General features: G+C 49.2%; 11 protein-coding genes. 5 read left to right on the top strand and 6 right to left on the bottom strand.

The annotated features are described in order from the left end of the window. Positions 1-31: 31 nt before the first annotated feature. From LDN30_RS08420 to LDN30_RS08440, 5 genes are all read right to left on the bottom strand, one after another. Positions 32-1,450 carry a transposase gene (locus LDN30_RS08420; protein WP_223929004.1) on the bottom strand — a complete coding sequence of 473 codons (1,419 nt, stop codon included), beginning with the start codon at positions 1,448-1,450 and terminating at the stop codon, positions 32-34. 157 nt (positions 1,451-1,607) lie between these two features. Continuing rightward, positions 1,608-1,793 carry a hypothetical protein gene (locus LDN30_RS08425; RefSeq protein ID WP_223929230.1) on the bottom strand — a complete coding sequence of 62 codons (186 nt, stop codon included), beginning with the start codon at positions 1,791-1,793 and terminating at the stop codon, positions 1,608-1,610. Positions 1,794-2,035: 242 nt separating this feature from the next. Then, positions 2,036-3,940 carry an IS1634 family transposase gene (locus LDN30_RS08430; protein ID WP_223925324.1) on the bottom strand — a complete coding sequence of 635 codons (1,905 nt, stop codon included), beginning with the start codon at positions 3,938-3,940 and terminating at the stop codon, positions 2,036-2,038. Positions 3,941-4,050: 110 nt separating this feature from the next. Next, the gene (locus LDN30_RS08435) at positions 4,051-5,574 is read right to left on the bottom strand and encodes a hypothetical protein (protein ID WP_223926254.1); all 1,524 of its coding nucleotides are present in this window, start codon (positions 5,572-5,574) and stop codon (positions 4,051-4,053) included. Positions 5,575-5,727: 153 nt separating this feature from the next. Further along, positions 5,728-6,231: a hypothetical protein gene (locus LDN30_RS08440; protein WP_223926255.1), complete on the bottom strand. Its 504-nt coding sequence runs from the start codon at positions 6,229-6,231 to the stop codon at positions 5,728-5,730. Between the two features lie 75 nt (positions 6,232-6,306). On the opposite strand from LDN30_RS08440, the gene LDN30_RS08445 reads away from it, so the two are divergent. Beyond that, the gene (locus LDN30_RS08445; protein ID WP_223926256.1) at positions 6,307-6,615 is read left to right on the top strand and encodes a hypothetical protein; all 309 of its coding nucleotides are present in this window, start codon (positions 6,307-6,309) and stop codon (positions 6,613-6,615) included. 37 nt (positions 6,616-6,652) lie between these two features. On the opposite strand, the gene LDN30_RS08450 is transcribed toward LDN30_RS08445, so the two are convergent. Then, positions 6,653-8,557, bottom strand: coding sequence for an IS1634 family transposase (locus LDN30_RS08450; RefSeq protein WP_223929231.1), 1,905 nt, complete (start codon positions 8,555-8,557; stop codon positions 6,653-6,655). A 200-nt stretch (positions 8,558-8,757) separates the two neighbouring features. Here LDN30_RS08450 and LDN30_RS08455 point away from each other — a divergent pair, with 200 nt between their 5' ends. From LDN30_RS08455 to LDN30_RS08470, 4 genes are all read left to right on the top strand, one after another. Then, positions 8,758-9,015: a hypothetical protein gene (locus LDN30_RS08455; RefSeq protein ID WP_223926257.1), complete on the top strand. Its 258-nt coding sequence runs from the start codon at positions 8,758-8,760 to the stop codon at positions 9,013-9,015. Positions 9,016-9,782: 767 nt separating this feature from the next. Further along, positions 9,783-10,823 carry a dual-specificity RNA methyltransferase RlmN gene (gene rlmN / locus LDN30_RS08460; protein WP_223926258.1) on the top strand — a complete coding sequence of 347 codons (1,041 nt, stop codon included), beginning with the start codon at positions 9,783-9,785 and terminating at the stop codon, positions 10,821-10,823. Between the two features lie 51 nt (positions 10,824-10,874). Then, on the top strand, positions 10,875-11,915 hold the full coding sequence (locus LDN30_RS08465; RefSeq protein ID WP_223929232.1) for a DUF4837 family protein: 1,041 nt from the start codon (positions 10,875-10,877) through the stop codon (positions 11,913-11,915). Between the two features lie 35 nt (positions 11,916-11,950). After that, positions 11,951-13,099 (top strand): PdxA family dehydrogenase, encoded by a 1,149-nt coding sequence (locus LDN30_RS08470; protein WP_223926260.1) that lies wholly within the window; start codon positions 11,951-11,953, stop codon positions 13,097-13,099. The last annotated feature ends 122 nt before the right edge of the window (positions 13,100-13,221 follow it).

Here is a 13,221-nt window from a genome sequence, read left to right on the forward strand (position 1 = left end):
GTTATAAATAAAGAAACCTCCATTTGAGACACTATACACCAAGCATAGCAACTAGCTCTTCTATATATTTAAGCATGGTTGCCGTACCCCATTTACCACCATCTTTGGTTCTCACCTTCTTGTATTTTGAAAGGTATCTGAATATAGCCTTGTAAGAATATTTCTTGCTTAGCCCCAGCTTGACAAACTCATTTTTAACCCTTGTCGTTATGACGACGGAGAGAAAATTAATCAGTTCGGTGGCATATACGCTGTAGTCGGAATGCACGTTTACCGTGTCACGGTCAACGATATTCTTGTATAGCCAGAACAGAGTCTCCACAGACCATCGCTGGGAATAGGCTAAATAGACGGTTAATGGGTCAAGGTCAGCTTTTGACTTGAAGACAATCAGACCGAATAAACCTTTCCTCTCGACATAGCTTTCTGCCTTGAAGTTATCTTTCTTGTTGGCATTCTGCACATATCCAATCTCCTGTTCGGAGGCTGCCTTCGGGTCGCGGAAAGAGTAGAGGAACTTGCCGTTTGACATTTTTTGCTTTTTGTATAGAATCGTTCCGTCCTTATAGTCTTTCAATGGCATTGTCGGCTCATCCATCTTGTAATTCTTTATGAACGCCGAATTCTGCTTCAACGGTATCAGGTATGCCAGTCCTTCCATCTTGTCGACTTTCTCAAAAAGCTTGTCGTTGTAGAAACCCTTGTCGAATACCATCAGACCATTCTTAATCTCATACTCCGCTACAAAGTCGTCTATCGCCGTCTGATCCAGCATGTTGCCTGCGTAAGGCTTTGCCGCTATGGGCTCACGCGTCAATGGGTTGAAAGCATACAGCAAGCTGATATCTTTGGAGCCTTTCTTCGCTCCCTTGCGCGAGAACTCCGACAGACTCCCCGTCTTGGCATTGTAGTCCTTGAGCATGCCATCGATAACCATGTCACCGCCGGTAAAGGTGTTCACCCTATTGCGCATGAACTCACAGATAAGGGAGTACGCCTTGCCTATCTTCACAAGAAACCCGGACACTGCCGTCTCAGACAAATGCACTCCCGGATACATCTCTGATGCAAATGAGCAGAGGTACTGTATCTGCAAGTCACGGTTCATGATGCCTCCATATGAAGCACGGAGCAAGGCAATGACATAGAGGCGCTTTGCATCGTCGAGATTCCAAACCTTGGCGAGTTCTTGAAGAAGTCCACTGCCGTACTTGTCACAGAGAGCCACCTCTCCATAATCTTTAATATCCACTTGATTTTTCTTGCGCATATATGAGCCCTCGACAAACTTGCCGTTTACAATTTCTCCTACCGTTCCTTGGTCTACGGGGATAGGTTTCCCGTTAATTCTTTTGCTCGTCCTTTTTATGACGACAAAACGACTGCCTCTCTGTCGGACTATCGTACTTTTGGGGCGGGCGACTGACTTTATCTCTTCTGGAATAGCCATAAATATGTATAGTATCTATATAATTAAAAGAACTATACAAAGGTACAAATAAATGGCCATATCTGCAAGAAATTACCAATAATATTGGCAAAAATAATTATGCAGAGACTAAAACAAGGGGAAGTTTAAACGGGCTTTCTACGAAAGAAAGCCCTTGCTAAGCCAGAAACGGCAAAGCAAGGGCCAAATTGTATAGTGTCTCAAATGGAGGTTTCTTTATATAAAGGTTCTGCCTGTTTGTCTTATCGCTCATCGACGTGCGGAAGTCCTGCTCACTGCCAAGGTCGTATTCGTCTTTCAGAGCGTCGTATAGATTCTTTATGTTGTCTCCCGATTGTGCCATCTTTTATAGTTTCTAATTGTTACTACTAATGTCCGCCAAAGCCTTTAATCTTCTTCTTACCACCAAAACCATTGATTTTCTTCTTGCTGCTGCCAATTCGAGCATGCCCGCCATGCGGAGCTCTCGTTGATTTTTCACCTCCCATATTATCCGTGGTCTCAGAAGTGGCATAATTAACCCAACTTTGACATCGTATTTTGCTTAGTTGTTCTGTATCAGCAATTTAGTGTTTTTAAAAAGTCCTACTGTGTTCTACAGATTTTTATTTTTTTAAATGGCACTTTACTGATTTTCAACAACTCGTAGATTTCAGCTGCACTATCTGTAGGCACACTGCACAGTCTGGTCTCGACAGCCTCTCCAAGCGCATTTACTGCTGTGGTAGTAACTGCTTTTTGAGTCTTCATGATCCGCATGATCTCCGACCAGTACGGTGTCGAACGCTCCCGCCCATGCTCATCCTTGCCTTGCTTTCGCCGGGCAACCTTCATCTGATGGCGCACGGTGTTTACTATCCAGTAAGCCAGCAGCCCTAAGAAAAGGTGTGCGTCTGCCCTATTGTCAGTCTGGTGGTATATGGGCCTGAGGCTGAGGTCGGTTTTGAGCTGCCGGTTGGAGCATTCTATTTCACGTATAAGATTATAGTAGTTCCAGGTCGTTTCCTCATCTAATTTCTTCACATTGGTTCTGAGGAAGTATGTTCCGTATTCCACCTTGTCCGGGATGTTGACCTCCCATGTCATAGAAGCGACTTTGTCGTGTCCGTCATCCTCAACTTTTATATTGTAATATCGGCTTATAGAGGGATATTTTCCTTGCAGGGCACCGATCCTGTTTTGTACCTTGCCGTAGTTTTTTATCCCGTGTTTTGATTGGGTACTCTTTCTGATTTTTTTCAACCCTTCCTCAAAACGCTCACGGAATTTGCGGTTCATGGATTCTTCCTTCAACGCTTTTGCAGGAGAGTCTATTTTGAGGTAACAGTCGTCATTCTTGGCCGTTGTTACGCGTTGAAGCGTTATCTCGCGCTTCAAGCAATCGCAAACTGTGACTTTGGGAGCATTCTCGGGGGTGGTGTATTCGGTAAGAGCTTTGCGGGATACACAAAGATAGTTGTATCCTTTGTCCCTTATAGTCTTGAGGTTATCTTCAGTTGAGATACCTGCGTCAATGACTACAAGCACTCCCTCGTTATCGGGACATTTGGCCGGATTCTCAGCAATAAGCTCGTCCACCATGTTGGGAAGTGACTTTGGATCGGCGGTATTGCCTTCCAGTACCGCACTGTAACGTATGAAGCCGTCAGTATTGATGCATAGCGCGAGGACAAGCAGCTTGCAGTCGCTGCGTTTCTCCTTTGAACGGCCAAAGGCAGCCTTCTTGCTGCCGGTCTTGCGTCCCTCAAAATAAAAGTTGGTGAGATCGAAGAGCATAATGCGGTTGGTCGGTTTGAAGAGGTCATCGGTCTTGTGGCAAAGATACTTCTCAAGCTTATCCTTTATGGAATAAAGGTCATCGGCAACTCGATATATCCTCCTTGGAGTTATTTTGGCCATAGGAAGGTCAAGGAGTTCGCACACTGCAGAGTTCTCTTTTATAATGGATATTGACTTTAATTCGGACGGAGTATAGGCCGCCCTCGTAATAAGATGGGCCAAAGTGACCTTCACCTTGTCCTCAGACCATCCCAAAGAACGGAGAAATGTATCCAGACCAAGTTTACGAATCGTTTGCAGGCATAGCCATTCGCAGCCGACTTCCCTTGCGTCTGTATGCCTCATAGTGTCAACATCTATCCGTTTCCTGGCCTTGGACTTGCTTCTCTCGTAGGCGTTGCCCACAATATCAAGTTTTTCCTCCTCGACAAGTCTGGCCCAGTACGCATGCACTCTGTCACGAACCACTTCCGAGTAACCTTGCAGTTTCTCATCCCAAAGTTGGACATCCTTCTGGTGATTGTACAGATACGTCAGTCCACGCGCAACATCTCTTATCTGCTCTGGGGATAGGTCATGTATAAACCCGACATTGAGCAATATCAAAGTACATACCCTACCGCTGGCATCGCGATAGGACTCCTTCAGACGGTAATACTTCTCGTCTTTACACGTCTGTGGGTTGTAACGTATTTGGGACGTAAAATTCATGCCGCAAAGATAAGCAATCCCTACGACATTGCTGTGTTCTACATTGCGATTTTGAGCAGTTTGACCACGCAAACCCCTATAAACACTGGAAAAAATTCTGAAAAAAAACATTAGAGCGTCAAACTTGGGTTAAATTCGTATGTGCCATGCTGCTGAGCGTAATTATCAGCTGCTGCTTTCGTTGAGAAATAGTGCAATCTGCCATTTTCGTCCATGGCAGGGAACTGATATGTCTCGGACCGTTCCTTATTAGCTGTAGCACGGCTCTTCTCTGCGCTTGCGTTACTTGCATTTGCACTCGCATTACGTGCTCTCGTCCCACTTTGTATATATGCCTTCCTAAACGGTCGCAACGTCCTCTCCGTCTGCGTCTTCTCACTGATGAGCTTAGTATTGGCATCATTCTGTTTCTTCGCCGACTCCGACTGCTCTTTCTGCGCTCCTTTCAGCGCTACATTAGCATCCGACTGCGCCTTTGCATTCGCGGTGTCACCTTCGATCTTCGCCTTTCTCGCTTCCTCTGTAGCCTGCTTAGTCCCTATGAGCAAGCGGTTGGCGACGTTGAGCTCTTCCTTACGCTTATCGGCACGCTCCTTCCATATCTCGGCAAGTATATTCTTCGGGTCGCCGTTCTGTTTCAGCACTGCGTCTTTGACTGCCTGCTGCCTCTTGGTCAGATCTTCGCCCGACTCGTATTTAGCAGTAGGTCCTCCGGCTACGGCACCGACAAAGTTACCAAGGTGCATGAGCAGGTTTCCTATCTGCTCCCATCGTTGCTGACGCTGCAGTTTCTTGCTCTCTTTCGTGTTCTGGCCGTAGCTCTTGGTGATGTCGCGGTCCTTCATGGCCTCATACATCGTGAGCACGTCGAGTGGTTCTTTGCCATTCTCACGCGCCCACTTATTGTAGTCGTCCATATATGCAGCGATACTCTTGTCTCCATTCTTGACGGCGTCAAGAAACCGTGTTTTCGCCCAGTCAGCTAAGTGCTGACCGACAACACGGCTATTCATCGTGAACTGCCTGCTCTTGTCAGCAATAGCCGATGCAGCTGCATCATCAGATGATTGTGACTGTGGTAGTGGCATATCTCCCGGACCTGCCATCGGTGCTTGCTGTCCTGGTGTCATCTTCAGCGTTGGTGCTACCAGTTCCCCATCTTTGCCAGGCGCAAAATATTGTATCTGAAAATTCGGTAGTCCACTAACAGTCTGCTGCGGTGAACTCACACCAATATTACCCACGCCTCCCGCTGCCTGCTGAGCGTCCGCGTTCTGTGTCGCTGCCCCTGCCGTCTGTGTAGCCGCCGTGTTACCTGTAGTCTGTGTGGCTGAATCCGGACCACTGCCCGTGGTCTGTGTGGCAGTGGCTGCTGCCCCAACTGGAGCATCACTACCATGCGTCCCCGTAACATCTGCTCCGTCCTGTGCCACCGTCCCGCTGTTATCAGCGGTTCCGTTCGCCAGTCCACCATTGCCAGCCGTGCCTTTTGCCGTTCCGCTCGGTTGAGTAGGCTGCTGCATTGCAGCAGCTTCGCTACCACCAGAAGCCGTAGTTCCTTCACTGCCAGCAGCCTTTCCTTGTCCGGCTCCGTCGTCCGTCACGATCTTTTTCTTGTTTTCGTCTACGCTCATATCTTTGCTTTTTATCGTTCTCTTTCCCCCCTATCCTTGCCGTTCAGTTCGACGGATTACAATCCGTCGCCCTATCTCCTCCTATGGCTTCCTATAGCCCATATAGCCCCTATGGATACCTATAGCTCCCTATAGTTTCTATAGCCCCTATACTTACCACGGCATCTTGTTCGCTGCGCTTGCCAGTTCTCCTGCCGCGTCCTGTATGCTCTTAGCCTTGCCAGCCGCCTGTGCCAGCTTACTGTCCGCCAAATACTTGCTGAACGTGTCTAATTGTGAGTCAGCAGAGCTCCATGCCGTGTCTTTCCGCGACTGCCCGTTTACGGCTGCCTGCTGCATCATATTACCTACGGTAGCCGCCGACTGCGCCTTGGCGAGTGCTGCGCTCTCATCGGTGCCACCGGCAACGATGCTTGTAGCCTGCGCACGCTTGTTAGCCTCGTCCATCACCTGCTGAGCGTTGGCAACGGCTGCCTGGTTCTCGGCACTCTGCGACGGGTCCTGGTAATATACAACGTCTCTGTGCGCCCTGACGTCATTCATTCTGCTGTTGAATATCTCTTGCTGCTGACGATAGCCCTTATTGAGGGCCTTGGCACCCAGCAGCCCGCCACCTATACTGATTGCGCTGCCTGCCAAAGATCCTATCATTCCCATAGTTCTACTTTTTATGATTTACCCACAAAAATAATCTATTACCTTTAACCTCTAATCATAAAAAGCAAAACCAACATGACAAAATCAATCAACGATAAAGTGACCGAAAAACCCACAACAGCATCTAAGAAGGCCTCATCAAAGTCTTCTCAGCCCAAGTCTGCCGCAAAATCATCCTCTAAAACGAAGTCTGCCATAACAAAATCCTCCTCAAAGGCAGACTCACGCACCGAAAAAACCGCATCGCCAACCCGCAATGCCAAAGGCCAGTTCGTCAAAGGCTCACCCAAGCCCGCAACATCAGGCCGCAAACCAGGCACAAAGAATAAGTACGGAAACGTCCGCGACCGTCTTAACCCAACTTTGACATCGTATTTTGCTTAGTTGTTCTGTATCAGCAATTTAGTGTTTTTAAAAAGTCCTACTGTGTTCTACAGATTTTTATTTTTTTAAATGGCACTTTACTGATTTTCAACAACTCGTAGATTTCAGCTGCACTATCTGTAGGCACACTGCACAGTCTGGTCTCGACAGCCTCTCCAAGCGCATTTACTGCTGTGGTAGTAACTGCTTTTTGAGTCTTCATGATCCGCATGATCTCCGACCAGTACGGTGTCGAACGCTCCCGCCCATGCTCATCCTTGCCTTGCTTTCGCCGGGCAACCTTCATCTGATGGCGCACGGTGTTTACTATCCAGTAAGCCAGCAGCCCTAAGAAAAGGTGTGCGTCTGCCCTATTGTCAGTCTGGTGGTATATGGGCCTGAGGCTGAGGTCGGTTTTGAGCTGCCGGTTGGAGCATTCTATTTCACGTATAAGATTATAGTAGTTCCAGGTCGTTTCCTCATCTAATTTCTTCACATTGGTTCTGAGGAAGTATGTTCCGTATTCCACCTTGTCCGGGATGTTGACCTCCCATGTCATAGAAGCGACTTTGTCGTGTCCGTCATCCTCAACTTTTATATTGTAATATCGGCTTATAGAGGGATATTTTCCTTGCAGGGCACCGATCCTGTTTTGTACCTTGCCGTAGTTTTTTATCCCGTGTTTTGATTGGGTACTCTTTCTGATTTTTTTCAACCCTTCCTCAAAACGCTCACGGAATTTGCGGTTCATGGATTCTTCCTTCAACGCTTTTGCAGGAGAGTCTATTTTGAGGTAACAGTCGTCATTCTTGGCCGTTGTTACGCGTTGAAGCGTTATCTCGCGCTTCAAGCAATCGCAAACTGTGACTTTGGGAGCATTCTCGGGGGTGGTGTATTCGGTAAGAGCTTTGCGGGATACACAAAGATAGTTGTATCCTTTGTCCCTTATAGTCTTGAGGTTATCTTCAGTTGAGATACCTGCGTCAATGACTACAAGCACTCCCTCGTTATCGGGACATTTGGCCGGATTCTCAGCAATAAGCTCGTCCACCATGTTGGGAAGTGACTTTGGATCGGCGGTATTGCCTTCCAGTACCGCACTGTAACGTATGAAGCCGTCAGTATTGATGCATAGCGCGAGGACAAGCAGCTTGCAGTCGCTGCGTTTCTCCTTTGAACGGCCAAAGGCAGCCTTCTTGCTGCCGGTCTTGCGTCCCTCAAAATAAAAGTTGGTGAGATCGAAGAGCATAATGCGGTTGGTCGGTTTGAAGAGGTCGTCGGTCTTGTGGCAAAGATACTTCTCAAGCTTATCCTTTATGGAATAAAGGTCATCGGCAACTCGATATATCCTCCTTGGAGTTATTTTGGCCATAGGAAGGTCAAGGAGTTCGCACACTGCAGAGTTCTCTTTTATAATGGATATTGACTTTAATTCGGACGGAGTATAGGCCGCCCTCGTAATAAGATGGGCCAAAGTGACCTTCACCTTGTCCTCAGACCATCCCAAAGAACGGAGAAATGTATCCAGACCAAGTTTACGAATCGTTTGCAGGCATAGCCATTCGCAGCCGACTTCCCTTGCGTCTGTATGCCTCATAGTGTCAACATCTATCCGTTTCCTGGCCTTGGACTTGCTTCTCTCGTAGGCGTTGCCCACAATATCAAGTTTTTCCTCCTCGACAAGTCTGGCCCAGTACGCATGCACTCTGTCACGAACCACTTCCGAGTAACCTTGCAGTTTCTCATCCCAAAGTTGGACATCCTTCTGGTGATTGTACAGATACGTCAGTCCACGCGCAACATCTCTTATCTGCTCTGGGGATAGGTCATGTATAAACCCGACATTGAGCAATATCAAAGTACATACCCTACCGCTGGCATCGCGATAGGACTCCTTCAGACGGTAATACTTCTCGTCTTTACACGTCTGTGGGTTGTAACGTATTTGGGACGTAAAACTCATGCCGCAAAGATAAGCAATCCCTACGACATTGCTGTGTTCTACATTGCGATTTTGAGCAGTTTGACCACGCAAACCCCTATAAACACTGGAAAAAATTCTGAAAAAAAACATTAGAGCGTCAAACTTGGGTTAAGTCCATCATTCTCCCATATCTCAACAACGATCCAGACGCTCCTGACAACACCTTACGCAAAGATCTTATGAAACTCGAACCCGGCTCACGCGTTGAGGCTGTCGCAAAGTATCTTCCGTTCCTCGTACCCAAATATTCCTCCACGACCATCACGGCCGATGCCAACCGTCCCATCGCTGAGGAAGACCGCCTCAACGAACTCGACAAGGAATACACAAAGAAGGAAACCGAAATTACCATAAAGTCCCTCACCATCGTCGATAACGACAACGACGGCAAACAACTCAATCTCGCAAAAGACCAGCTCAAAGACCTTGGCCTTTAGTCCTTCCTGGGAAAACCAAATTCCCGTCCGCATTCTACCGACGGACAATTCCATATCCATCTGCATATAATTCCCTATATCCTCCTATATCCCGCCTATGATTCCCTATATCCTCCTATACTTCATCCCTATGGTTATCTATCGTCGGCTTCTGTACAACCTCATCCCCCTCTATCTGAGGCCTATACTTCATTCTTATGGTTATCTATCGCTCTGTTCGGCAAGTTACAACTTGCCGCCTCCTCCGCTAAAATCCCCCTATCTTAGCGGACTTCCCTTAAAAGTGCAACGTTTCTGCTACGTTTCTCCAAAAATCAAAATATCTTTACACCCTCACACATATATCCGTCAATCGCTAACAATCTAATAATAAATGTATTATATCAAATATTTCATCGAGCTACAATCAAACAAAGCATTTCGCAGCCTGAAACGGTCCATTTCGCAACGCCAAAAAGGCCGTTTTGCTAAGCCGGTGAATATCAGCTAATTAGAAAGACGATATTTACGGAAAGTCAATTCGAAATATTTTTACACTCAGACGGCTAACTTCCATCGTATTGTACGCATCGATTTCCAATAGGAAGAGCTATCCTTTGGCCACGGAATTGAATGGCATGAGGGGGCTATCCGCCTCCGATGTGGGACGTATTTCCAAGGCTGCAACGGCTCGCCAGCGGCTCGTTAAGGAACATTAACAGCTACATTTCTTGCATTTGTGTGGTGTAAGTGTTATCTTTGCACTACATTTAAATATATAAGAAGAAATGGACGGACTGAAAAGACATCTTCTCGGACTGACTCTCGACGAGCTTCGTGCCGTGGCTAAGGAGGCTGGCATGCCGGCATTCACCGGTGCGCAGATGGCCAAATGGCTTTACGATCAGCACGTTGGCAGTATCGACGAGATGACAAACATATCGAAAAAGAACCGCGAAACCCTGAAAGCCACCTACGATATTGGCGCCAAGAGCCCCATCGACGCGCAGCACTCCAAGGATGGTACGATAAAATACCTCTTCCCAACCGACGACGGCAAATTCGTCGAGACGGTGTTCATACCCGAGGACGACCGCGCAACGCTGTGCGTATCGTCGCAGGTGGGCTGTAAGATGAACTGTCTCTTCTGTCAGACGGGAAAGCAGGGATTTCAGGGCAGTCTCAGTGCCACCGACATCCTCAACCAACTGTATTCGCTGCCGGAACGCGACAAGATAACGAATATTGTATTCATGGGCCAGGGCGAGCCGATGGACAACCTCGACAACGTACTGCGCGCAACGGGCATCCTTACAGCCTCTTACGGCTACGCGTGGAGCCCTAAGCGTATAACCGTCAGCAGCGTTGGCGTGAAAGGAAAGCTGCAGCGCTTCCTCGACGAGAGTGAGTGCCACGTGGCCATCAGTCTGCACTCGCCGTTCCCTGAGCAGCGATCCGAGCTCATGCCCGCCGAGAGGGGTATGTCGATAACCGATGTCGTCGACTTGCTGCGCAACTACGACTTCACGCACCAGCGACGGCTGTCGTTCGAGTACATCGTCTTCGACGGGCTCAACGACTCCACGGCACACGCCAAGGAACTTGTGCATCTGCTCAAGGGCCTCAACTGCCGCATAAACCTCATCCGATTCCATCAGATTCCAAATGTGCCGCTGCACAGCTCCGACGAGAAGAAGATGGAGAATTTCCGCGACTATCTCACCCATCATGGCATTTTCACCACCATCCGGGCCAGCCGTGGACAGGACATCTTCGCTGCCTGCGGACTGCTCAGTACAGCCAAGCAGCTCGGACGGACGACGAAGTGACGAACAGGGTACACTCATGATCGGCAAAGCTCCACAACGCATTATCTATCAATGACTTCAAGGCTCATATCCACCATCGTCGGCACCTGTGGCAATGTCCTTGTCACGGTAGTGATGCTGTGTGCCATACTCTCAGCGTGCACCACTGCCGGCAACAAACCGGCAAGCAGCAACCGGCCATATCAGGTGCTGCTCAGCGGCGATATGGGCAATATCATGTTCGACGAGCTCAGCGACACCATCAGCGGACTGCCCCAGCCTGAGCCGGCTCTCGACGTTATCACTGCACGCGACAGTGCTGACAACGAGTGGCAGAAGCTCACAAGGGCCATAGTGCGAGTGGAGACGACAGCTGAAAAAGGCGAAAAACGGAGCGGCAACCCGCAGATAACGGTCAGCCGCGACGTGTATGCCAAGCCGCAATTAATAATCACCGTCAGGACTGCATCGGAGGCCCAACTGCGAAATTTCATGAGTTCGCACCGCGGAATAATCCGAAAGACGATTGAAGCCTTCGAGATGGCGACGGCCATAAAGGTGCTGAGAACGGAGCATAACGAAAAGGCTGAGAATATGATACGGTCGGAATTCGGAATCAGAATGCTCATTCCCGCCGATATGTTGGCATCGAAACGCGGAAAGGATTTCCTATGGTTATCTAACAATACCAACGAGGGCCTACAGAATATCTGCGTCTACCGAATAAGAGAAAACGACAGAAACAGCATGCCGACAGCATCGCAACAGGCTGAGAACCAGTTCATTCGCGTGCGCGACAGCGTCATGAGGAGGAATATTCCCGGTGAGCGCGACGGCATGTTCATGGAGACAGCAACCATCAGAAGCGTGGAGCCGGCAGGTCTCGGCAACGGCAAGGACGGAGGGCGGAGGCCGATGATGTACCGCGGACTGTGGGACATGAGGAATGACATCATGGGAGGGCCGTTCGTGACAATGGCCATCCGGCGCAGCCCCTACATTATATATATAGAGGGATTCGTCTACGCACCGGAGGCGAAAAAGCGGAACAAGATAAGGCGTCTCGAGGCTTCCATTCTCTCGGCATTGGCTGAAGGCGACGGGAAGAAATAGAAACAAGAGAATAAAAATAAAAACACAAAATAATTATGAACAACAAAAGAATACACATAGCAATCACCCAGGGCGACACCAACGGCATAGGCTACGAGCTGATTTTCAAGGCTTTCGCCAATGCAGAGATCTTCGATCTGTGTACACCTATTATATATGGCTCGCCAAAGATTGCCACATACCATGACGATGTCCTCGACCTCGGTGCCAAGTTCACCATCATCAAGGACGCTTCGGAGGCCCGCGACGGTCATCTGAACCTCCTTACGGTGTTTGACGACGACGTGAAGGTGGAGCTCGGAACACCAACGGAGGAGTCGGGCAACGCCGGTCTGCGTGCCGTCGACCGTGCCATCGCCGACTACCGGCAGGGCCTTTTCGACGTGCTCGTCACGGCTCCTATCGACAATAATGATTCTTTCCACTTCAGCGGACAAAGCCGCTACATCGAGGACCACATGGAATGTGACGGTCAGGGACTGTCGGTGCTCACCGCCGACGACCTGCGAGTGGCCCTCGTCACCCGCAATCTGCCTCTCCATCAGGTGACGGAGAGCATAACGAAAGAGAGCATCGTTGCCACGGCAAAAAAACTGAACGAGAGTCTGCGCCGTGATTTCCGAATCTCCACACCACGTATCGCCGTGCTCTCCATTAACCCCAAGGCCGGCGACAACGGACTTCTCGGCACCGAGGAGCAGGACATTATACGGCCCGCTATCGACGAATTAGTGAAGAACGACATAGAGGCTTTCGGTCCATACGCCACCGATCAGCTCTTCGGCTCAGGCGACTACGACTACTTCGACGGTATCCTGGCGATGTACTACGACCAGGGCCTTGCACCTTTCAGGGCCATCGCACCCTACGCCGGGGTGAACTACACAGCCGGACTGCCTATCGTCCGCACGGCTCCGGAGGTGGGAGCGTCGTTCGAGATTGCAGGACGCAACGAGGCTGATCCTACGCCGATGCTCCACGCTATATATCTCGCCACCGACATTTTCCGTCACCGCAAGGAGTACGACGAGGCCGGCGTAAACCCGCTGCCAAAGCTCTACCACGAGAAAAAAGACGACTCCGACAAGGTGAGATACGCCATACCAAAGAAACGTGACGGCCGCAATCAGCAGCGCCACGACAACAACGCGCAGGAGAAGAAGTCGGAACAGCCAAAAGACTGATTTGCTATGGCGAGACCGACGGTTTCAGTATTAGCCTGTTGCCCACCACGACAGAGATGCCGGAGAAGGGCGCAATAGCAAAAAACTTGACCGTACGGATCGCCAAAGCAACTATTAAGCGT

This window comes from Prevotella lacticifex (assembly GCF_019973375.1).
GTDB lineage: Bacteria > Bacteroidota > Bacteroidia > Bacteroidales > Bacteroidaceae > Prevotella > Prevotella lacticifex.

Coding starts and splice junctions, on each gene's coding strand:
- LDN30_RS08455 (WP_223926257.1), top strand. CDS start 8,758: ATGAAACTCGAACCCGGCTCACGCGTTGAGGCTGTCGCAAAGTATCTT.
- LDN30_RS08425 (WP_223929230.1), bottom strand. CDS start 1,793: ATGGCACAATCGGGAGACAACATAAAGAATCTATACGACGCTCTGAAA.
- LDN30_RS08465 (WP_223929232.1), top strand. CDS start 10,875: ATGACTTCAAGGCTCATATCCACCATCGTCGGCACCTGTGGCAATGTC.
- LDN30_RS08445 (WP_223926256.1), top strand. CDS start 6,307: ATGACAAAATCAATCAACGATAAAGTGACCGAAAAACCCACAACAGCA.
- LDN30_RS08440 (WP_223926255.1), bottom strand. CDS start 6,231: ATGGGAATGATAGGATCTTTGGCAGGCAGCGCAATCAGTATAGGTGGC.
- LDN30_RS08435 (WP_223926254.1), bottom strand. CDS start 5,574: ATGAGCGTAGACGAAAACAAGAAAAAGATCGTGACGGACGACGGAGCC.
- LDN30_RS08420 (WP_223929004.1), bottom strand. CDS start 1,450: ATGGCTATTCCAGAAGAGATAAAGTCAGTCGCCCGCCCCAAAAGTACG.
- LDN30_RS08470 (WP_223926260.1), top strand. CDS start 11,951: ATGAACAACAAAAGAATACACATAGCAATCACCCAGGGCGACACCAAC.
- LDN30_RS08430 (WP_223925324.1), bottom strand. CDS start 3,940: ATGAATTTTACGTCCCAAATACGTTACAACCCACAGACGTGTAAAGAC.
- LDN30_RS08450 (WP_223929231.1), bottom strand. CDS start 8,557: ATGAGTTTTACGTCCCAAATACGTTACAACCCACAGACGTGTAAAGAC.
- rlmN (WP_223926258.1), top strand. CDS start 9,783: ATGGACGGACTGAAAAGACATCTTCTCGGACTGACTCTCGACGAGCTT.